This window comes from Streptomyces sp. NPDC048507 (genome assembly GCF_043199995.1).
GTDB lineage: Bacteria > Actinomycetota > Actinomycetes > Streptomycetales > Streptomycetaceae > Streptomyces.
On sequence record NZ_JBICWZ010000012.1, the window covers coordinates 1 to 21,040 of the forward strand.

Consider the following 21,040-nt stretch of genomic DNA (forward strand, 5'->3'; position numbering starts at 1 on the left):
GGCTGCACTGGTACAACTACCACCGACCCCACACCGGCATCCACGGCCACACCCCCGCCAGCCGCGCCACCAACCTCTCCGGACAACACACCTAGGCCGTCTCCTTCGGATCGTGCCGGGCGGCGCGGATCAGGCCCCACGTCCGCAGGACGGGTGCGCGGCACGGCTGCGGTGCGGAGCCGGGCGGGAGGGGCCGCCCGCGCACCGGACGGACCCCCGGGGCCCGGACGGGAGCTGCGCAGAGGCCTCCGGCCGCGCCGGGCATCGCACCGCCGTCCCCCCGCCCCCGGGCCGTCCGGCATGATCGGGGCATGACGCGCATGGCCGGCGACCGCCGGGGGTCCGCCAACGCCGCCGCCGTACTGCGGACGGTGCTCGACCACGGCCCCGTGGCGCGCGGCTCGATCTCGCAGCTGTGCGGGCTGAGTCCCGCCGCGGTGTCCCGGCAGACCACCGGCCTGCTCCGCGGCGGCCTGCTGCGCGAGCTCCCCGGCCCGGCGGGCCGCACCGCCTCCGGGCGGCCCCGGATCCCGCTGGACCTGCACACCGGGGCCGTCGGCGGCCCCCTCGCGGCCGGGCTGCACATCGGGGTGCCGTCCTCCACCTTCAGCCTGGTCGACCTGCGCGGGCAGGTCCTGGCCCGCCGCTCCTTCCCGTACCGGGATCCGGCCGATCCGGCGCTGCCCGCCCGGATCGCGGAGGAACTCGGCCGGTTCCTGCGGGAGTCGGCCACCTCGGCGCGCCCGCTCCTCGGGGTCGGCGCCGCGCTCGGCGGCTGGGTCCGGCCCGACGCGGGGACCGTCGTACGGCATCCGGCGCTCGGCTGGCGCCGCGAGCCGCTGGCCGCCGGGCTGTCCGCGGCCCTCGGGCTCCCGGTCCGGGTCGACAACCACGCCCGGGCCGTCGCCGGGGCGGAGATCCTCTTCGGGCACCCCGCGGCCCGGCGCAGCCTGGTGCACCTGTTCGTCGGCAACGTGGTCGACGCGGCGTTCGGCATCGAGGGGACGGTCCACCGGGGCCCCGGATCCGCCGCCGGGGACGTGGCGCACCTGCCGGTGCCCGGCTCCTCGGCGCCGTGCGCGTGCGGACGTACGGGCTGTCTCCAGGCGGCCGCCTCCGACACCGCGCTCGGCGCCGAGGCCGTGCGGCGCGGCATCGTCCCCGATCCGTCCGTCCCGCTGCTGGTCGACGCGGCGGCGGCCGGGGACCCGCGGGCGGACGGGCTGCTGCGCGAACGGGCCAGGGACGTGGGGCGGGCCGCCGCGCTGCTGCTCGACGTGTTCAACCCGGCGGTCATGGTCGTCACCGAACTGTCGAGCGTGCTGCACGAGGGCTACCTCGACGAGATCCGCGGCGCGGCCGTCACCCGTTCGCACGTCTGCGACGACCCGGCGCGGATCATCGCCCCGCACGCCGGTCCGGCCGTGCTGCCGCAGGCCGCGGCGACGGTGCTGCTGGCACCGCTGTTCCGCGACCCCGCCGGACCGGCGCGGGAGTGCGAGATCACATCCGGCGGTTCTGGTCTCGGCTGAGCGGCCCCCCCTAGCATTCGAGCCATGACGGTCCTGCCTGACGACGGGCTCTCCCTGGCCGCCGAATTTCCTGACGCGACACATGAGCAGTGGCAACGCCTCGTCGAGGGTGTCCTGCGCAAGTCCGGCAAGGAAGTCTCCGGCGAGGCGGCGGAAGCAGCCCTGTCCACCCAGCTCGAGGACGGGCTCATCACCCGCCCGCTGTACACGGCACGCCCCGACGGGGACGGCCCCGACACCGGCTTCCCGGGCTTCGCGCCCTTCGTGCGCGGCGGTACCCCCGAGGGCACCGGCGTCGCGGGCTGGGACGTGCGCCAGCGGTTCGCGGGCAGCGACCCCGTACGGGTCAACGAGGCGGCCCTCGCCGACCTGGAGAACGGCACCACCTCCCTCTGGCTGACCGTCGGCCGGGGCGGTCTGCCCGCCGAGGGCCTCGCCCGGGCGCTGGAGGGCGTCTACCTCGACCTCGCGCCCGTCGTCCTCGACGCCGGCGCCGGATACGAGGAAGCGGCACGGGCGTTGCTCGCGCTGTACGCCGAGCGCGGGGTGGCCCCCGCCGACGCCCGGGCCTGCCTCGGCGTCGACCCGCTGGGCCACGAGGCCCGTACGGGCGAGGCGCTCGACCCGGCGCCCGGCGCCGCACTGGCCCGGGAGGCGGCCGCTTCGTGGCCGGGCGTGCGCGCCCTGAGCGTCGACGCCCTGCCGTACCACGAGGCGGGCGGCTCGGCCGCCGAGGAGCTGGGTCTGTCCCTGGCCACCGGGGTGGCGTACCTGCGGACCCTGACGGAGGCCGGTCTCGGTACCGAAGCGGCCCTCGGCCAGCTGGAGTTCCGGTACGCGGCGACCGCCGACCAGTTCCTGACCATCGCCAAGCTGCGCGCCGCCCGGCGCCTGTGGGCCCGGATCGCCGAGGCCTGCGGGGCCCCGGACGCGGGCGCCCAGCGGCAGCACGCGGTCACCTCGCCGGTGATGATGACCCGGCGCGACCCGTGGGTGAACATGCTGCGCACCACCGTGGCCTGCATGGCCGCGGGCGTGGGGGGCGCGGACTCCGTCACCGTGCTGCCCTTCGACGGCGAGCTGGGCCTGCCCGACGCGTTCGCGCGCCGGATCGCCCGCAACACCTCCACCATCCTGCTGGAGGAGTCGCACCTGGCCCGGGTGACCGACCCGGCCGGCGGCTCGTACTACGTGGAGCGGCTGACCGACGAACTCGCGGGCGCCGCATGGGAGTTCTTCCAGACCGTGGAGCGGGCGGGCGGCCAGGCCGCCGCCCTGCGCTCGGGCCTGGTCGCGGAGCGGCTCGCCGCCACCTGGGCCGCGCGCGCCAAGAAGCTGGCCACCCGCCGCGAACCGATCACCGGGGTCAGTGAGTTCCCGATGCTGTCGGAGAAGCCCGTCGTGCGCGAAGCGGCGCCCGAGCGGCCGGCCGGCGGATTGCCGCGGGTGCGGCGCGACGAGGCGTACGAGGTCCTGCGCGCCCGCAGTGACGCGCACCTGGCCGCCACCGGCGCCCGGCCGCGGATCTTCCTCGCGGCGCTGGGTCCGGCGGCCGCGCACACCGCCCGCGCCACCTTCGCCTCGAACCTGTTCCAGGCGGGCGGCGTCGAGCCGGTCCACGACCCGGTGTCGGTGGATCCGGACACGGCCGCCGCGGCCTACGCGGCGAGCGGCGCGGACGGCGTGGCGGTGCTGTGTTCCAGCGACGCGCTGTACGCGGAGCAGGCCGCCGCGGTGGCGGCCGCCCTGCGCGCGGCGGGCGCGACGACGGTGTTCCTGGCGGGCAAGCCGGGCACCGCCGAGGAGGCCGTGGACGAGTACGTCTTCGCCGGCTGCGACGCGGTCGCCGTGCTGTCCCGCGTGCTCGACCGGATGGGAGTCGCGCTGTGAGCATCCCCGATTTCTCCGAACTCGCCCTCGGCGCCGCCTCGTCGGCGGTCACCGAGGAGCAGTGGCGGGCCGCGGTGAAGGAATCCACCGGGACCGCCACCGGCGACCTGCTGTGGGAGACCCCCGAGGGCATCGGCGTGAAGCCGCTGTACACGGGCCGGGACCTGGAGGGCCTGGACTTCCTGGGGACCTACCCGGGCGTGGCCCCGTACCTGCGCGGCCCGTACCCGACGATGTACGTCAACCAGCCCTGGACGATCCGGCAGTACGCCGGCTTCTCCACGGCGGAGGAGTCGAACGCCTTCTACCGGCGCAACCTCGCGTCGGGCCAGAAGGGCCTGTCGGTGGCCTTCGACCTGCCGACGCACCGCGGGTACGACAGCGACCACCCGCGCGTGACGGGCGACGTCGGCATGGCGGGCGTGGCGATCGACTCGATCTACGACATGCGCCAGCTGTTCGACGGGATCCCCCTCGACAAGATGTCGGTGTCGATGACGATGAACGGCGCGGTGCTGCCGGTCCTCGCCCTCTACATCGTGGCGGCGGAGGAGCAGGGCGTCTCCCCCGACAAGCTCGCCGGGACCATCCAGAACGACATCCTCAAGGAGTTCATGGTCCGCAACACCTACATCTACCCGCCGAAGCCGTCGATGCGGATCATCTCCGACATCTTCGCCTTCACCTCGCAGAACATGCCGCGGTACAACTCCATCTCGATCTCCGGCTACCACATCCAGGAGGCCGGAGCCACGGCCGACCTGGAGCTGGCGTACACCCTCGCGGACGGGGTGGAGTACCTGCGGGCCGGACGGGCCGTCGGGCTGGACGTGGACGCGTTCGCGCCGCGGCTGTCGTTCTTCTGGGCGATCGGCATGAACTTCTTCATGGAGGTCGCGAAGCTGCGCGCGGCCCGCCTGCTGTGGGCGAAGCTGGTCCGGCAGTTCGATCCGAAGAATGCCAAGTCGCTGTCGCTGCGCACCCATTCGCAGACCTCCGGCTGGTCGCTGACCGCGCAGGACGTCTTCAACAACGTGACGCGGACCTGCATCGAGGCGATGGCGGCGACCCAGGGGCACACCCAGTCGCTGCACACCAACGCCCTCGACGAGGCCCTCGCCCTGCCGACGGACTTCTCGGCGCGCATCGCCCGCAACACCCAGCTGCTGCTCCAGCAGGAGTCGGGGACGGGCCGGTCGATCGACCCCTGGGGCGGCAGCGCGTACGTCGAGCGGCTGACCTACGACCTGGCGCGGCGGGCCTGGCAGCACATCGAGGAGGTCGAGGCGGCGGGCGGCATGGCGCAGGCCATCGACGCGGGCATCCCCAAGCTCCGGGTGGAGGAGGCCGCCGCCCGTACGCAGGCGCGGATCGACTCCGGCCGCCAGCCGGTGATCGGGGTGAACAAGTACCGGGTGGAGAGCGACGAGCAGATCGACGTGCTCAAGGTCGACAACTCCTCGGTGCGGGCCCAGCAGATCGCCAAGCTGCGCCGGCTGCGCGAGGAGCGCGACGAGTCGCACACCCAGGACACCCTGCGGGCGCTGACGAACGCGGCCGGCAGCGGGGAGGGCAACCTGCTCGCGCTGGCGGTGGACGCGGCCCGGGCCAAGGCCACGGTCGGGGAGATCTCGGACGCGCTGGAGAAGGTGTACGGGCGGCACGCGAGCCAGATCCGTACGATCTCGGGTGTGTACCGCAACGAAGCAGGGGAGTCGCCGTCCGTGGAGCGCACCCGTGCCCTCGTCGACCGGTTCGAGGAGGCGGAGGGCCGCCGTCCGCGCATCCTGGTCGCCAAGATGGGCCAGGACGGGCACGACCGCGGCCAGAAGGTGATCGCGACCGCCTTCGCCGACCTGGGCTTCGACGTGGACGTCGGCCCGCTGTTCCAGACCCCGGCGGAGGTGGCCCGCCAGGCCGTCGAGGCGGACGTCCACGTGGTGGGCGTCTCGTCGCTGGCGGCCGGTCACCTGACCCTCGTACCGGCGCTGCGCGAGCAGCTGGCCGCGGAGGGCCGTGAGGACATCATGATCGTGGTGGGCGGGGTGATCCCGCCGGCCGACGTCCCCACGCTGCTGGAGATGGGGGCCACCGCGGTGTTCCCGCCCGGCACGGTGATCCCGGACGCCGCCCACGACCTGGTGACGCGGCTGGCCGCGGACCTGGGTCACGAGCTGTAGGCGCCGCGCGGATGCCCCCGAAGATCGACATCGACGTGTACGTGAAGGGCGTGCTCGACGGGAGGCGCGCGCAGGTCGCGCGCGCCATCACCCTCGTCGAGTCCACCCGGGCGGACCACCGGGTGCTGGCCCAGCGGCTGCTGACGGAGCTCCTCCCGCACGCGGGCCGGGCGCGCCGGATCGGCATCAGCGGGGTGCCCGGGGTGGGCAAGTCCACCTTCATCGACGCGTTCGGCACGATGCTGACCGGGCTGGGCCACCGGGTGGCGGTGCTGGCCGTGGACCCGTCCTCGACGCGCACGGGCGGCTCCATCCTCGGCGACAAGACGCGGATGGAGCGGCTCGCCGTCGACCCGGCGGCCTTCGTGCGGCCCTCTCCCTCGGCGGGGACGCTGGGCGGGGTGGCCCGGGCGACGCGCGAGTCGATGATCGTGATGGAAGCGGCCGGGTACGACGTGGTCCTCGTCGAGACGGTGGGCGTGGGCCAGTCGGAGACCACGGTGGCCGGGATGGTGGACTCGTTCCTGCTGCTGTCGCTGGCGCGTACGGGCGATCAGTTGCAGGGCATCAAGAAGGGTGTCCTGGAGCTGGCGGACGTGCTGGCCGTGAACAAGGCCGACGGTCCGCACGAGCGCGAGGCGAAGGCGGCGGCCCGGGAGCTGGCGGGGGCGCTGCGGCTGATGCACCCGGCGGACGCGGCGTGGACCCCGCCGGTGCTGACGTGCAGCGCGCGGGAGTCGGCGGGGCTGGACGAGGTGTGGGACCGCCTGGAGCAGCACCGGGTGGTGCTGGAGGCGGGGGGCCGGCTGGCGGCGAAGCGGGCCGCGCAGCAGGTGGAGTGGACCTGGTCGATGGTCCGGGACGAGCTGCTGGAGCGGCTGCGGGCGGACCCGGCGGTGCGGGAGCTGGCGCCGGAGCTGGAGGCCGGGGTACGGGCGGGCACGGTCACGGCGACCTCGGCCGCGGACCGCATCCTGTCGGCGTTCGGGCGGGCCTGACCCCTCGCGCGGGCCGGTCCGCCGCGCGTCCGGCGGCGTACGGACCGGGTCCGGGGGCGGCGCCCCCGGACCCGGTCCGCGCGGTTGGGCCGTCTCTTGTGGATCTTGCCTGACCCGCGCCGCCCGGCAAGATCCGAAAGGGACGGCCTAAGCGTCGACCAGGACCGAGCCGGCCGAGCCGAGGAGCTCGCGCAGGACCCGGGCCTGCTCGGCCGGGTCGGCGCTGGCCAGCAGTGCGGAGAGCACGGCGATGCGGGCCTGGCCCGCGCGCAGGGTGCCGGTGGGGACGGCTCCGGCGGCGACGAGGTCGACGGCCCCGCCGTGCGTGTAGATCTCGGTGACGGGCCCGGCGGCGACCCGCGTGGTCAGCGCGACCAGTACGCCGCGGCCGATGGCGGCGCGCACCGCGTCCACGATCTCGGGGGTGGCGTTGCCCGCGCCGGTGCCGACGAGGACGACGCCCCGGGCGCCCGCCTCGACGGCGGCCTCGAGCAGGACGGGGTCCCCGTCGGCGTGGTGCATGACCATGTCCACGCGCGGCGGCAGCTCCGGCATGGCCGGCAGGGCGAGCGGGGCGGGGCGCTGCGGCTCGCGCAGGACGGTGACCTTGCCGAAGCCGACCTTGCCGAGGAGTTCCTTCGAGGGGTCGGCGAACGCGTCCAGGGCCACGGCCTGGGTCTTGACGGTGCCGCGGGCGGCGTGGACGCGGCCCGCGAAGGTGACGAGGACGCCGAGGCCGCGGGTGGTGGCGGCGGTCAGGAGCGCGTCGTACAGGTTGCCGGGCCCGTCGCCCTCGGCGGAGCCCATCGGCAGCTGCGAGCCGGTGAAGACGACGCTGCGCGCGTCGTGGTGGTGCAGGTCGACGAGGAAGGCCGACTCCTCCAGGGTGTCGGTGCCGTGCGTGACGACGATGCCGTCCACGTCCGGGTCGGCGAGGACCTCGTGGACGGTGCGCAGCAGGGTCAGCTGGTGGGCGGTGGTGAGGCGGGGGCTGTTCACGCTGAACAGGTCGACGACCTCGACGCTGACGCCCTCGGGCAGCGGCGCGGTGGCCATCACCTCACGGCCGTCGGCCTCGGCGGCGAAGCCCGAGCCCTTCCACCGGCTGGCTATGGTTCCGCCGGTGCTGATGACGACGATGCGTCCCATGGGCCTGGCCCGCCTTCCCTCGATGTGCGTTCGCGTCCCGTACAGATTTCCTAGAGGTAGCAATGATAGTGAGATCTACGCGCAATTCGATTGCGCATCGAAGCACGAACGTCACACAACGTGGGTGATAATTGCGCGATGGACGCCATTGACCACGAAATCTTGCGCGAGCTTCAGCGCGACGGACGCCTCAGCAACCAGGAGCTGGCCCAGCGGGTCGGCCTGACCCCCTCCCCCTGCATGCGCCGCGTGCGCCAGCTGGAACAGGACGGGGTGATCCAGGGCTACCGGGCGGTGATCGACCCCGAGGCGGTGGGGCGCGGCTTCGAGGTGCTGGTGTCGGTGGAGGTGCGCCGGGACCGGGAGGCCGTCGAATCGTTCGAGGCCGCCCTCCAGGACATCCCCGACGTCATCGAGGCCTACCGGCTGTTCGGCAGCCCCGGCTGCCTGCTGCGCATCGCCGTCGCGGACCTGCGCGCCTACGAGCGGCTGTGGATCGAGCGGCTGACGGCGCTCTCCGGGGTCACCGAGGTCAACTCCCAGATCATCATGAAGCGCATCAAGGAGCCGACGGGGCTGCCCGTCTGACGACCCGCCGGCCACGGATATCGCCGCCCCCCGGAGCCCGGCGCACGGCGATAACCCTCCAATAAGGCCCCCCACTAGCTTCTGGAATCCAGAACGGATGCTCACACCAGAAGGGGGTGCCGCATGGACTTCCGGCTGCTCGGGCCGATCGAGGCCAAACGGGGAGGCGGCAGTACGATCCCGCTCTCCGGTTCCAAGGTCCATACGGTGCTCGCGGCACTGCTGCTGTCCGAAGGACGCGTGGTCTCCGATGCCCGGCTGAGTGCACTCCTGTGGGGGTGGGACCCGCCGGCCACGGCCAGCGCGCAGATCTACACGTACATGTCGAGGCTGCGCAAGCACCTCGGCACGGAGATCGAGATCGTCCGGCGGCAGCCCGGCTACGTGCTGCGGGCACCCGGGGCGTGGATCGACCTGACCGAGTTCGACCGCCTGGACCGCCTCGGCCGCGAGGCGCTCACCGACCGCCGCTTCGAGGAGGCCCGCACCCTGCTGCACGAAGCCCTGGAACTGTGGCGGGGCACGGCGCTGGCCAACGCGACGGAGCAGCTGATCGAGGCGGAGCTGCCCCGGCTGGAAGAGGCGCGCATGATCGCGCTGGAGAGCCGGATCGAGGCCGACCTCGCCGTCGGCCGCCACGAGCAGGTCACCGCCGAGCTCACCGGACTCGTCGCCGAGCACCCCGTGCGCGAACGCCTGCGCGCCCAGCTGATGACGGCCCTGTACCGCTGCGGGCGGCAGGCCGACGCGCTGCACACCTACTACGAGGGGCGCGCTGTCCTCGCCGACCAGCTGGGCGTGGACCCGGGCGAGGCGCTCGGCTCCACCTACCAGGCGGTCCTCGGCGGCGGCCTCGGGCTGACCGCTCCGGGCGCCGACGCCCCGGCGGCAGCGGCTCCCGCCCCGGACCCGCTCCCGGCGGCCACCGCGGCCGCCCCGGGACCGGTACGGACCGCGCCGGCGATGCTGCCGGCCCCGTACGGGGAGTTCACCGGACGGCGCGGGGAACTGGCCGCGCTGCGCGGCCGGCTGAGCCGCGAGGACGGCCGTCCGCGCCGGCTGCTGATCACCGGCATGGCCGGGGTCGGCAAGACGGCGCTGGCGGTGCGCGCGGCCCAGGACTGCGCGGCGCGCTTCCCCGACGGGCAGCTCTTCGTGGAGCTGTGCCACCCGGACGGGACCGCGAAGGAGCCCGCCGAGGTGCTGGTGCGGCTGCTGCGCGCGCTCGGCGAGCCGGCTCCGGCCGCCGCCTGTGACGACCTGGAGGAGCTGGTCCGGCTCTACCGGACCCGGACCGCGGGCTCCCGGCTGCTGTTGGTGCTGGACGGCGCCGTGGGCGACCGGCAGGTGGCCCCGCTGCTGCCGGGCGGCCCCGAGTCGGCGGTGCTGATCACCGCCCAGGCCCGGCTGGCCCGGGTGGCCGGCGCGGACACCACCGCGCTGACCCCGGTCGACGACGAGGCGGGCCTGGAGCTGCTGGCCTCACTGGTGGGCCGGGACCGGCTGGACGCCGACCCGGACGCGGCCGACGACCTGGTCGCCTACTGCGCCGGACTGCCGCTGGCCCTGCACGTGGCCGGAGCCCGGTTGGCGGCGCGCCCGCACTGGCCCGTGGCCCGCCTCGCGGCCCGGCTCGCCGACCCCGCCGCACGGCTGGCCGAGCTGTCGTACGGGGACGTGAGCGTACGGGAGAGCCTCGGGCACGGCGTCCGCCGGCTCCAGGGCCCGGAGCTGGCCGTACTGACCGGGCTCGCCGACGAGGACGCCGAACCCTTCTGCGCCCAGTACGCGGCGTTGGTGCTGGGTACCGCGGAGGAGGAGGCGGAGGCCGCACTGGACACCCTGGTGGACCTGGCGCTGCTGGAACTGTCCGGACTGGACGTCCAGGGCCGGCCGCTGTACCGGTGGAACGACCTGGTGCGGCTGCTGGCGGCTTCGCTGAGCACCCGTGACGCCTTCCCCTCCGCGGTGCGGTGAGCTACGCGGCGGCGCTCACCACGAGCTGTGGGAGCGTACGGGCAGGCTGCCGGCCGGCCGCAGGGCCGGCTCGATGGTCTCCCGTACGATCGCCCACACGTCGCCGACGACCCGCTCGCGCGGCGGCCGGGGCGAGCGGGACAGCGCGTCGGCGGCGATCGCCCAGGCCGACGCCACCGCGGCCGTCGCCCGTACCTCGGCGGACGGCTTCGCGGCCTTCGCCCGGGCCCGGCCGACGTCGATCCGGAACGCGAGTTCCGCGGCCTGGCCGAGCTGGACCTCGCGGATCGCGCGGGTGACCGGCAGGGCGAAGACGGCCGGCGAGAGCGGGTGCTCGTAGACCCGGCGGACCCAGGTGGAGAAGCGCAGCCGCTCCCGCTCCTCCCAGCCGCCCCGGGCGGCCGGACCCGGGTCGTCCAGCTCCACGGCCTCGGCGATCGCCCCGAAGTAGGCGGCGAGGTCCTGCGGGGTCAGGCCCAGCAGCTGCTCGGGCGGGTCGAAGGCGGTGGCGCCGGAGGGGACTTCGGTGGTGGAGGCGGCCTGGAAGGCGTTCTCCGCGATGAGCTGTTCCACGGGGAAGAAGGACTCGACGGTCATGGCTGGGCGGCCTTTCGGTGAGGCGGGAACCGGTCCGGGTGGGCGGGAACCGGCAGGGCGGGGTGGGGTGTTGACACGGACGGTGCGAACGGGCGGAGCGAGCGTGCGGCGCGGGGCCGGGGGCGGTTCAGCGGTTCCCGTGACGGTGCACGGGTCCGTGCGCGGCGGGTCCCGCCGGCCGGGCCAGCGCCACGGCGACGCCGTCCAGGAGCGGAAGGTCCTCGACCGTCCAGGCGGTGGTCCGGCCCCGGTGGGTGTGGGTGACCCGGACGGGGCCGCCGCGGGCCGGATGGGTTTCCAGCAGCCCGAGTTCGACGCCGGACAGACCGAGGCCGGTGGCTTTGACCACGGCCTCCTTGCGGGTCCAGATGCGGTAGAACGCCGCGTCCCGCCGTGGTCCCGGCTCCAGGGCGGCCAGGTGGGCGCGCTCCGGGACGGTGAGGTCGGCGTCGGTGGTGGCCGAACAGCGGACCGGGCGCACGGCCTCGGCGTCCACGCCGATCGACGTGCCCGCTCCGACCGCGAAGATCCCGCAGCCGGCCGTCCGGGTCAGGCTGAGCGGCAGCCGCAGGGCCGGGACGAGGAGCTTCGGCGGACCGTGGCTGCCGTCGCCGCAGCCCGGACACGCGCTGCGGCCCAGGGCGATCTCCCGGGGGTCGAGCCCGAACAGCCCGGCCAGGGCACGGCGGGCGGCGGCCCGGGAGCGGACGAAGGCGGCGGCGTCCCGTTCGGCGGGCAGCGACAGCGCCCGCCGGAACTCCTCGGTGTCCAGCAGCGGAAGATCGGCCGGGTCGGTGTGCTCCGGAGTGCGCCACCACCAGACGTGCGCCTCGCCCCGCGCGCCGAGGGCGTCGGCCACGGACATCGCCGCGCCGTGGGCGGGGCCTTCTTCGTTTAATTCCATCGGGTCCTCCCTTCTACTCCCCCGTCGGATGGTGCGGGACGTGCGGCGGACCCCGGAATTCGCGGAGATTTTCCCTGCGAAACCGTGGACAAAGCCGCCCCGTAACCATGCGGCGGGCGGCTATTGCCCGGCTATACCCATCTCCGCGGACCGTTCCTGAGCATTTTCCATAGGAATGGAATAGGGCAGGTCCGGAAACTGACTCGGGTCACCGTTCATCAACCCGAGGATTTCTCCATGCCGCGGACCCAGGAACACACCCTCACGCTGCCCCCGACCGCAGCGGCCCCGGACGCGATCGTGCTCACCGACGCCGAGCGCGCCGAACTGGTCGACGTCGCCACCGGGGTGTTGCGCGCCACCCCCGCCCTGATCGACGATCCGGCCTGGCTGGACACGGTGCGGGACGCATCGGCGGCGCTGCCGCGGACGGTCCTCGCCGCGCTGCGCCGCTTCCGTCACGACGCCGGCCCCGATGGGGTGCTGCTGCTGCGCAACATGCCGGTGGTGGCCAACGACCCGCTGCCCGAGACGCCGACCGTCGCCGGTTCGGTGGAGCGGGTGCCGGCCGTGGCGTCCACCCTGGTCACGGCCGCGATGATCCAGCTCGGCGAGGTCATCGCCTATCGCAGTGAAAAGACCGGAGCCCTGGTGCAGAACGTCGTGCCGGTTCCGGGCAGCGAGCGTTCCCAGAGCAATGCGGGTTCCGTTCTGCTGGAACTCCACGTCGAGAACGCCTTCCACGACAACAAGCCCGATTACGTCGGTCTGCTCTGCGTGCGCGAGGACCCGACGGGCGACGCGAAGCTGTGCACGTCCTCGGTCCGGCGGGCCCTTCCGCTGCTTTCCGAGCACACGGTGTCGGTCCTGGCCGCGCCGCGTTTCCTCACCGAGCCGCCGCCGTCCTTCGGCGACCTGAATTCCGTCACCCCCGCACACCCCGTGCTGGTCGGTGATCCGCAGGACCCGAACATCCTGGTGGACTTCGCCGCGACCCATCCCCTGGACGACGAGGCCAAGGCCGCGATGGGCGAACTGCGCGAGGCCCTCATGCGGACGATGTCCGCCCTGGCCCTGCGCGTCGGGGACCTCGCGGTGGTCGACAACCGGCTCGCCGTGCACGGCCGCACCTCCTTCACCCCTCGCTACGACGGCCAGGACCGCTGGCTGCACCGGGTGTACGCGCACCTGGACCACCGGCGCAGCCGGGTCGACCGCAAGGGTGGTGGTGCGGTGCTCAACTGACGTGCCGGGCGACTCCCTTGCGGAGCGAGCGCCGACGGCCGGAGGGCCGGCCCCTTGCGGGGGCCGGCCCTCCGGCCGTCGGTGGTTCCTACTGCCGCGAGCCGATGACGTCCGCGGGGCGGCCCGTCAGGGCCAGCCGGCCGGGGACCAGCGTGGCCAGGGCCGTCAGCAGCGCCGCGAAGCCCAGGACGCCCAGGTACATCCAGCCGTCGATGGACGGGGATGCGGAGCCCGTCATCCCGATGCTGAAGGCGGTGAGCACCGCGTAGGCGATGCCGGTGCCCAGCACCGCGGAGATGACGATCACCAGACCGGCCTCGATGCGGAGCATGCGCATGACCTGGCGCCGGGTGGTGCCGACGAGCTGGAGCAGCGCGAACTCGCGGGTGCGGTCGGAGACCGACATGGCGAGGGTGTTGACCACGGCGATGGCCGTGAAGGCGATGATCAGGCCCATCGCCACGTAGTTCACCTCGGCGTTGGACTGCTGGACCTCGGCCTGCAGGTCCTTCACCTGGTCGCGGTCGAGGACCCCGACGCCGGGCAGGCCGCCGAGGGCCTTCTGCAGGTCGGCGCGGCCGGGGGCGCCCGTGTCGGCGGTCTTGACCAGCAGCGAGGAGGCCAGCGGGTTGTCTACGTGCCGCGAGACCAGCTCGTGGGACATCGTCAGGTCGCCGAAGCCCAGGCCGCGGTCGTAGACCGCCGCGACGGTGAGCTCCGTCTCGGTGCCGTCGCCGAGGGTCAGCTTCAGCTTGTCGCCGGGCTTCTTGCCCAGGTTGTCGGCGGCCACGTCGCTGAGCGCGACGCTCTGCGCGCCGAACCCGTCGAGGGTGCCGTCCGTGACGCCCGGGTCCCAGGTGGCGGTGAGGCCCTCGGTGGAGACGCCCTGCGCCGGGTACTTCTCCAGGCCCACGCGCACGGAGGTGCGTACGACCTCGGTGACCGCGGTGACGCCCGGGACGCGGCGCAGGCTTCCCGCGGCCTGGGCGGGCACGCCGGGTCCGGCCGAACCGACGACCCAGTCGGCCTTGTTGCCGGCCTGGGCCTGGGCGGTGGCCGCCGCGCCCATGGTGGTCTGGACGAAGAAGACCGTGCAGGCCATGCCGATCAGCAGGGCGAGCGGGGTGACCGCCGCGGCGACCCGCTTGGTGTTGGCGCGGGCGTTGGCCGTGGCGAGGTAACCGCCGACCCGGGAGGCGCGCAGCGGGACCCCGAGGACGCCGACCGCGATCCGGGCGATCAGCGGGCCGAGCAGGGAGACCGCGACCGACAGCACGACGACCGACAGGAAGGTCACCGGGGTGGACGCGGGCTCGCTGCGCAGCGCGGCCAGGACCGCGAGCAGGACGATGCCGCCGACCAGGAACGCGGCGCCCGCGCCGAGCCGGCCCCAGGCGAAGTTCCGCTGCTCCATGGCCGCTTCGGACAGCGCCTCGGCGGGCCGGATGCGGGCGGTGCGGCGGGCGGAGATCCGCGCGGCGGACCAGGCGCCGAGCAGGGCGGCGCCGATGGCCGCGAAGAACGGGAAGACGCTGAAGGTGACTTCGAGGGTGTCGGGGATCGTCTTGAAGCCGACGAACTTGCCGTGCAGCCAGTAGGCGATCGGCAGGCCGGTGACGGAGCCGAGCACACCGGCGAAGAACCCGACGATCAGCGCCTCGCGCCCGATGAGCTGGCGGACCTGCTTGGGCGTCGCCGCGATGGCGCGCAGCAGGGCGAGTTCGCGGTAGCGCTGCTGGATGGAGAGGGCGAAGGTGCCGACGACCACGAGGATCGCGACGAGCAGCGAGGTGCCGCCGATGGCGCCGCCCATGGAGACCAGCTTGATGCGGGCCTTGGCGGCGTCGAGGAACTCGACGGGGCCGCGCTCGCCGCCGGTGACGACCTGGGCGGAGGTGCCGTCGAGGGCCTCCTTGACCTGGCCGGCCAGCTCGGAGGTGGACACGCCGTCCTTGGGCAGCACGCCGATGACGGCGACCTGTCCCTCCCGGCCGGACAGCCGCTGGGCCTCCGCGTCGGAGAAGAACAGGGAGGTCTGCTGCTTGAGGTCGCCGCCCGAGGGGGCCGCGATGCCGGTGATCCGGTAGGTGCGGGGGGAGCCGGTCGCCTGGACGGTCAGCTCGGTGCCCGTCTTCAGGCCGGCCCGCCGTGCCAGTTCGCGGTCCACGACGACCTCGTCGGCGCCGACCGGGGCGGCGCCCTCGGCCAGGGCGAAGGGGGTCAGGGGCGCGGAGGTCCAGGCGTGCCCGTACGAGGGCTTGTCGTCCACGCCCGGGACGACCTGTCCCTTGGGGGTGACCGCGTACGCCGGGAAGGTGATCTCGGGGAGCGCCGTGCGCACGCCGGGCAGGGCGGCGATCTTGGTGGCGGTGTCGGCGGGCAGCCAGACGCGCTCACCGAGCGGCTTCTCCTTCTCCTTGGTCTTGGTCTTGTCGCCCTTCTGCTTGACGGTGACCTGGTGGACGTTCTGGTCGCCGCCGACGATCACGGGGGCGCCCGCGTAGCGCTCGGTGCCGATCGTCCCCCGCAGGCCGGTCTCCAGGAGGATGCCGCAGGCGGTGACGAGGGCGGCCGCGCAGAAGAGGGCGAGGAACGCCCCGATGAAGCCGCCCTTGCGGGCGCGCAGGGTCTGCAGGGCATATCGCAGCATCAGGCCCACGCTCCCAGGTGGGTCATGCGGTCGGCGACGCGGTCGGCGGTGGGAGCCTGCATGCGGTCGGCGATCCGGCCGTCGGCGAGGAAGAGGACGGTGTCGGCGTAGGAGGCGGCGACCGGGTCGTGGGTGACCATGACCACGGTCTGGCCGGTCTCGTCGACGCAGGAACGCAGCAGGGAGAGGATCTCCTTGGCGGTCACGGTGTCGAGCGCGCCGGTGGGCTCGTCGCCGAAGATGACGTCGGGCCGGGTGATCAGGGCGCGGGCGATCGCGACGCGCTGCTGCTGGCCGCCGGAGAGCTCGGCCGGGCGGTGGGTGGCACGGCCGCCCAGGCCCACGCGCGTGAGGATCTCCTCCAGCCAGCCGGAGTCGAGGCGCTCGCCGGCCAGGCGCAACGGCAGCTCGACGTTCTGGCGCACCGACAGCGCCGGGATGAGGTTGAACGCCTGGAAGACGAAGCCGATGCGCTCGCGGCGCAGCTTCGTCAGCTGGGTCTCGTTCATCGCGCCCAGTTCGGTGTCGCCGATGTAGGCGGAACCGCTCGACGGCTTGTCGAGGCCCGCCGCGCAGTGCAGGAACGTCGACTTGCCGGAACCGGAGGGTCCCATCACGGCCGTGAACGAACCGCGCTCGATGCCGACCGAGACCCCGTCCAGGGCGCGCACGCCGCGGCCGGCCTTTCCGTATTCCTTCACGACGCCGTCCAAGCGCAGCGCGAACCCCGGGGACCCGGCGCCGTTCTGCCCGCGGAGCCTGTTCGTCTCGGTCCTCATGCGCGACCAGTCCTTCCAAAGCTTTTGAGGGGGGAATGTCAGCAGCCTCATCCGCGAGAAGTCGGCGGATGCAACGCCACCGATCCTGGACCCGGGTCCTATATTCCCTCTACTCGAAAAGCCCTGGGGTACGCGTTTTCGGCCGGGGGCGGGATGCCTGCGGCCGGAAACGTGCCTTCGGGCGAACCCGGTTCAGCGACGGCGGCCCCTCGTCCAGCGGTAGGCCAGGGCCGCGGCGGTGGCCGCGAAGCAGAGGGCGTAGCTGACGGTGACCCAGGGGGCCGGGGCGCGGCCGGCGCCGAGTCCGTGGACGATCCCGGCGGCCCAGGCGGCATAGGCGAGCCCGTGGAGGAAGCGGAAGGGGCGGATCCAGCGGCGGGTGGCGAAGACGCCCCGCCACAGGCCGGTGATCAGCGCGAGCACGAACAGCTGGGCGGCCAGGGAGCCGAGGTCGACCAGGAGGTCCCCGCTGCCGAGGACGGCGTCGGTCACGGCGATCTCGTCCCCGGCGACCTTCACGCCGATGTGGACGAGGAGGAAGCCGACGCCGGCCAGGCCCGCGGCCCGGTGCAGGTTCTGCGCGAGCCGGCGCAGGCCCGGGGACAGCACGTCGCGGAAGACGGAGGCGACGCCGAGCATCACGGAGACGGAGAGCGAGACCAGCGCGATGACGCCGGCCATCTCGTCCAGGAAGGCCTTCGGGGCGCCGCCCGCGAGGGCGCCGGCGGACAGCAGCAGGGCGACGACGAGCAGCCCCGCCGCCACGGCGCGGGCCCCGGGGGCGGGGGTGTGCGGGGGCCCCGGCCGGACCGGGGCGGACGCGGGCGCGGACGCGGCGGCGGCGGATGCGGCGGGCGCGGACGCGACGGCGGCGGACGCGGCGGGCGCGGGCTCGGCGGCGGGCGCGGCGGGGGCCGTCGGCGCGGCGGGGGTCTGGAGGGCGGGGTGGGCCATGGGGAGCTCCGGGAGGGTTGGTTCTCCGTGCGGGATGGTCGCCCGGAGCCGCGCCCGGACCCGTTCGGGGTTCCGGGCGCGGTCCGGGCGCGGGGCCGCGGGGGCCGGACGGCCTTATGCCGGGCGGTGGCTGTGGACCGCGCCGAGGGGGGAGCCGTCGACGGGACGGGCCAGCGAGGCCGACCAGTTGCCGTCGAGGTCGAGGTCGTCGATCTGCCACCAGCTGCTGCTCTCGCCCCGGTGGCCGTGCTCCACCTCCAGCGGGCCGGGCGTACCGGGCCGGACGTCCAGGGTGTTGAGGTCGACGCCGAGCAGTCCCAGCCCGACCCCCTTGAGCACGGCCTCCTTACGGGTCCACACCCGGTGGAAGGCGGCGGTCCGCTCCGGTCCCGCGGGCAGCGACAAGATGTACGCGTGCTCGGCGGGCGCGAGCACCACGCCCGCGAGGGAACCGGAAGCGACGGGCCGCAGCGCCTCGACGTCCACCCCGATCCAGTCGCCGGCGTGCAGGGCCAGCACCCCGCAGCCGCTCGTGCGGGTCAGGCTCAGCGCGAGCCCGACGGCGGGGGCGGCCACGGCCGGCGGCCCGTGCTCGAGGTCTCCGCAGCCGGGGCAGACCCGGCGGCCGAGGGCCACCGTACGGGGGTCCACGCCGAGCAGTTCGCCGATGGCGCGGCGGGCCCCGGCGCGGGTGCGGGCGAACGCGGCGGCGTCCCGTTCGTGCCGGAAGCGCCGGGCGCGGACCTGTTCCACCTCGTCGAGCAGGTCGAAGTCGGCCTGGTCAACGTGGTCTTCGAGCAGCCACCACCAGACGTGGGCCTCGCCCGTGGCCTTCAGCCTGGCCGCCTCCCGTGCGGCCGATGCGGGCACGGGCGCCGCGCCCGTCCCGTCGGTGTGGTCGATGCGGCCGCGGACGGCGGCCAGGGTCTGGCTGGTCATCGGATCCTCCTCTCCCCCTGTGAGGGCGTCGTCAGTTCAGTCCACCCAGGCGCAGGAGCAGGTCCTTCACCTCGGTGGCGTGGTAGCGGGCGCGTTCCTGGGACGGGTCCGAGCAGAGCAGCACCGGAGCGTCCCGGTCGTCCTCGGGCAGCCGTCCGTGGCTGCCCCGGACGCATCCCGGGTCGAGCGGCACCACCTGGAGCGGTGCGCGCATGCCCGCCTTCTTCTTCAGCACCGCGAGGGCCGCCTTCGCCTTCGCCGCCGGATCGGCGGGGTCGAAGAACAGTTCGGCCGGGTCGTACCCGGGCTTGCGGTGGATCTCGACGCCGCGCGCGAAGTCCGGGGCGCGCTGGTCGTCGAGCCAGTAGTAGTAGGTGAACCAGGCGTCCGGCTCGCTGACGGCGACCAGCTCACCGGAGTTCGGGTGGTCGATGCCGTAGTCGGCCTGCTGGGTGCGGTCCCAGACCTCGTCGACCCCGTCCAGGCCCTTGAGCACGTCGCGCACCCGCGGGATGTCGGTGGGGTCGGCGACGTACACGTGCGCGGCCTGGTGGTCGGCGACGGCGAACGCCCGGGAGGTGTAGGGGTCGAGGTACTCCATCCCGCGCTGGGCGTAGACGGACAGCAGCCCCTCGCGGCGCAGCGCGCGGTTGATGTCCACGGGCCGGCTGACGGGCGAGATGCCGTACTCGCTGAGCGCGACGACGGTGGTGCCGCGGGCGCGGAGGTCGTCGAGGAGCGGGCCGAGCGCGGCGTCGGCCTCGCGGGCGGCGCGGACGGCCTCGGGCGAGTCGGGGCCGAAGCGCTGGAGGTCGTAGTCCAGGTGCGGGACGTAGATGAAGGACAGGTCCGGGTCGCGGGTGTCGGCGACGTGCCGGGCAGCGCCCGCGATCCACCGGGTGGAGGCCAGTGAGGCGGTCGGACCCCAGTAGTTGAAGAGCGGGAACTCGCCCTGCGCCGCCGTCAGTTCGTCACGCAGCCCGGCCGGGACGGTGTAGCAGTCGGGGGCCTTGCGGCCGTCGTAGTGGTAGACGGGACGCGGGGTCAGCACGGTGTCGACGTCGGCGCCCATCGCCCACCACCAGCACAGGTAGGCGGTGGTGTGGTCCGGGTTGCGGCGCCGGGCGGCCTGCCAGACCTTCTCGCCGCCGACGAGCGCGTTGTGCTGGCGCCACATCATCACTTCGCCGTGGTCGCGGAAGTACCAGCCGTTGCCGACGGCGCCGTGCTCGCGCGGCAGGGTGCCGGTGGTGAGCGTGGCCTGGACCGTGGCGGTGACGGCCGGGAAGACGGTGTCGAGGGGGGCCGCGAAGCCCTGCTCCCCGATGGCCCGGACATTGGGCATGTGGGGCAGCAGCCGGGGGGTGAGGCCGACGGTGCACAGGACGGCCGTCTTCTTCCTGGCCGAGGGGGGCGGGGTCACGGTCCGGGCTCCTTCTGCGCGACGGGGACGGCGGATGCGGCGGATGCGGCGGATGCGGCCGGGTCGAGGGGGGTCAGGCCGAGCGCGGTCAGCTCCCGCGCGGTCCAGCGCAGTTCGGCGGCGATGCCGCGGGCCAGGCCGGCGTCGCCCACCGGACGGCTGCCCTCGGGCAGCACGGACCAGGTGTACGTCTCCACCTCGATGTGGTCGGTGACGGCGTGGTCCCCGCCGAACAGGGCCCGCAGGGTGTCGCGCAGCACCGGCGCGGTGGAGGCGAGCGGCGGGGCGGGGTCCTCGTGCAGCGGCACGTGGTAGTGGATCCGCCAGGGGGCCTCGGCGGGCAGCGCCCCGGCGAGGGCGGGCCCGAGGTCGTCAGCGCCGAGCAGCGGGCCGCCGGCGCGTCCGGGCTCGCGGGTCTGGTGCAGGAAACGGGGCTCCGCGAAGGGGGCGAGGGCCTCTCGGACCCGGGGATCGGCGGGATCGGCGGCCTCCAGGGCGCTGGAGGCCTGGACCTTGACGACCTGGAGCCCGGCGGTGAGCAGTTCGGCGACGGCGGTGTCGGGGTCCTCGTGGGCGACCGCGAGGTGGCAGGCGTCCAGGCAGAGGCCGATCCAGTCGTGGTCGACGCCCTTGAGGGCCTCGACGGCCTGCGCGGTCGTCTCGGCCACGCAGCCCGGCTCGGGCTCGACGGCGACGCGCACGGTCCGGCCGGTCTCCGCCTCGATGCGGCGCAGCCCGGCGGCGAGCGCGTCGAGCTGGCGGGTGGCGGCGGCCCGCTGGGTGCGCGACCAGGCGGTGCGCCAGGCCAGCGGGAGGGTGGAGACCGAGCCGCGGTCGGCGTCGTCGGGCAGCAGTCCGGCCAGGACGCGGGCCAGGTTCAGGGTGTAGTCGAGGCGGGCGGGCTCGGACCAGTCCGGGTAGTACACGGCCCGCTTCACGACGGGTGCGTGGAATCCCTTGTAGGGGAACCCGTTGAGGGTGACCGTCTCCAGCCCGCGGGCGGTGAGGTCGCGGCGCAGCCGGGCGACGGCGGCCGGGTCTGCGGCGAGGGCCGCCGCCGCGTCGACGGGCAGCCACAGGCCGAGGCCGATGACGGACTCCCCGGCGGCCCGGCGGACCGGTTCCGCGTGGGCGGCGAGCTGGGCGGTGATTCCCTCGAGGGTTTCGGCCGGGTGCACGTTGGTGCAGTAGGCGAGGTGGACGGAGGTGCCGTCCCGGTGACGGAAGCGCATCAG

General features: G+C 74.3%; 16 protein-coding genes. 7 read left to right on the top strand and 9 right to left on the bottom strand.

Going from position 1 to position 21,040, the window contains the following annotated elements; translation table 11 throughout:
* Nucleotides 1–311: 311 nt before the first annotated feature.
* From ACGFXC_RS27740 to meaB, 4 genes are read left to right on the top strand one after another with little or no spacing between them, the layout of a single operon-like run.
* Nucleotides 312–1,532, top strand: a complete 1,221-nt coding sequence (locus ACGFXC_RS27740; RefSeq protein WP_393717205.1) for an ROK family protein — start codon at nucleotides 312–314, stop codon at nucleotides 1,530–1,532.
* 24 nt (nucleotides 1,533–1,556) lie between these two features.
* On the top strand, nucleotides 1,557–3,422 hold the full coding sequence (locus tag ACGFXC_RS27745; protein WP_393717207.1) for a methylmalonyl-CoA mutase family protein: 1,866 nt from the start codon (nucleotides 1,557–1,559) through the stop codon (nucleotides 3,420–3,422).
* Nucleotides 3,419–5,602: a methylmalonyl-CoA mutase gene (gene scpA, locus ACGFXC_RS27750; RefSeq protein WP_393717209.1), complete on the top strand. Its 2,184-nt coding sequence runs from the start codon at nucleotides 3,419–3,421 to the stop codon at nucleotides 5,600–5,602. The genes ACGFXC_RS27745 and scpA overlap by 4 nt, the downstream gene beginning before the upstream one ends.
* Before the next feature lie 11 nt (nucleotides 5,603–5,613).
* Nucleotides 5,614–6,600: a methylmalonyl Co-A mutase-associated GTPase MeaB gene (gene meaB / locus ACGFXC_RS27755; protein ID WP_393717211.1), complete on the top strand. Its 987-nt coding sequence runs from the start codon at nucleotides 5,614–5,616 to the stop codon at nucleotides 6,598–6,600.
* Between the two features lie 147 nt (nucleotides 6,601–6,747).
* Here the strand turns inward: meaB and ACGFXC_RS27760 are convergent, their stop codons facing one another.
* Nucleotides 6,748–7,749: an asparaginase gene (locus ACGFXC_RS27760; protein WP_393717213.1), complete on the bottom strand. Its 1,002-nt coding sequence runs from the start codon at nucleotides 7,747–7,749 to the stop codon at nucleotides 6,748–6,750.
* A gap of 138 nt (nucleotides 7,750–7,887) precedes the next feature.
* On the opposite strand from ACGFXC_RS27760, the gene ACGFXC_RS27765 reads away from it, so the two are divergent.
* Complete coding sequence (locus ACGFXC_RS27765; protein WP_351815078.1) at nucleotides 7,888–8,337, top strand: Lrp/AsnC family transcriptional regulator; 450 nt, start codon at nucleotides 7,888–7,890, stop codon at nucleotides 8,335–8,337.
* A gap of 123 nt (nucleotides 8,338–8,460) precedes the next feature.
* On the top strand, nucleotides 8,461–10,314 hold the full coding sequence (locus ACGFXC_RS27770; protein WP_393717215.1) for a BTAD domain-containing putative transcriptional regulator: 1,854 nt from the start codon (nucleotides 8,461–8,463) through the stop codon (nucleotides 10,312–10,314).
* A 15-nt stretch (nucleotides 10,315–10,329) separates the two neighbouring features.
* On the opposite strand, the gene ACGFXC_RS27775 is transcribed toward ACGFXC_RS27770, so the two are convergent.
* Both ACGFXC_RS27775 and ACGFXC_RS27780 read right to left on the bottom strand, forming a co-directional pair.
* On the bottom strand, nucleotides 10,330–10,911 hold the full coding sequence (locus tag ACGFXC_RS27775) for a hypothetical protein (protein WP_393717217.1): 582 nt from the start codon (nucleotides 10,909–10,911) through the stop codon (nucleotides 10,330–10,332).
* A gap of 127 nt (nucleotides 10,912–11,038) precedes the next feature.
* Nucleotides 11,039–11,815 (bottom strand): 4'-phosphopantetheinyl transferase family protein, encoded by a 777-nt coding sequence (locus ACGFXC_RS27780; RefSeq protein WP_393717219.1) that lies wholly within the window; start codon nucleotides 11,813–11,815, stop codon nucleotides 11,039–11,041.
* A gap of 237 nt (nucleotides 11,816–12,052) precedes the next feature.
* Between ACGFXC_RS27780 and ACGFXC_RS27785 the strand changes: the two genes are divergently transcribed.
* Nucleotides 12,053–13,060 carry a TauD/TfdA family dioxygenase gene (locus tag ACGFXC_RS27785; protein WP_393717221.1) on the top strand — a complete coding sequence of 336 codons (1,008 nt, stop codon included), beginning with the start codon at nucleotides 12,053–12,055 and terminating at the stop codon, nucleotides 13,058–13,060.
* 88 nt (nucleotides 13,061–13,148) lie between these two features.
* Here the strand turns inward: ACGFXC_RS27785 and ACGFXC_RS27790 are convergent, their stop codons facing one another.
* From ACGFXC_RS27790 to eboE, 6 genes are all read right to left on the bottom strand, one after another.
* Entirely contained in the window at nucleotides 13,149–15,710 is a 2,562-nt protein-coding gene (locus ACGFXC_RS27790) for an FtsX-like permease family protein (protein ID WP_393717223.1), read from the bottom strand.
* A complete protein-coding gene (locus ACGFXC_RS27795) occupies nucleotides 15,710–16,489 on the bottom strand; it encodes an ABC transporter ATP-binding protein (protein WP_351815095.1) in 780 nt (259 codons plus the stop codon). The genes ACGFXC_RS27790 and ACGFXC_RS27795 overlap by 1 nt, the downstream gene beginning before the upstream one ends.
* Before the next feature lie 192 nt (nucleotides 16,490–16,681).
* Nucleotides 16,682–17,443 carry a hypothetical protein gene (locus ACGFXC_RS27800; RefSeq protein ID WP_393717225.1) on the bottom strand — a complete coding sequence of 254 codons (762 nt, stop codon included), beginning with the start codon at nucleotides 17,441–17,443 and terminating at the stop codon, nucleotides 16,682–16,684.
* A 114-nt stretch (nucleotides 17,444–17,557) separates the two neighbouring features.
* Nucleotides 17,558–18,382: a 4'-phosphopantetheinyl transferase family protein gene (locus ACGFXC_RS27805; RefSeq protein ID WP_393717227.1), complete on the bottom strand. Its 825-nt coding sequence runs from the start codon at nucleotides 18,380–18,382 to the stop codon at nucleotides 17,558–17,560.
* A gap of 31 nt (nucleotides 18,383–18,413) precedes the next feature.
* Nucleotides 18,414–19,805: an alkaline phosphatase family protein gene (locus ACGFXC_RS27810; protein ID WP_393717229.1), complete on the bottom strand. Its 1,392-nt coding sequence runs from the start codon at nucleotides 19,803–19,805 to the stop codon at nucleotides 18,414–18,416.
* Nucleotides 19,802–21,037 carry a metabolite traffic protein EboE gene (eboE, locus tag ACGFXC_RS27815; RefSeq protein ID WP_393717231.1) on the bottom strand — a complete coding sequence of 412 codons (1,236 nt, stop codon included), beginning with the start codon at nucleotides 21,035–21,037 and terminating at the stop codon, nucleotides 19,802–19,804. The genes ACGFXC_RS27810 and eboE overlap by 4 nt, the downstream gene beginning before the upstream one ends.
* Between the last annotated feature and the right edge of the window lie 3 nt (nucleotides 21,038–21,040).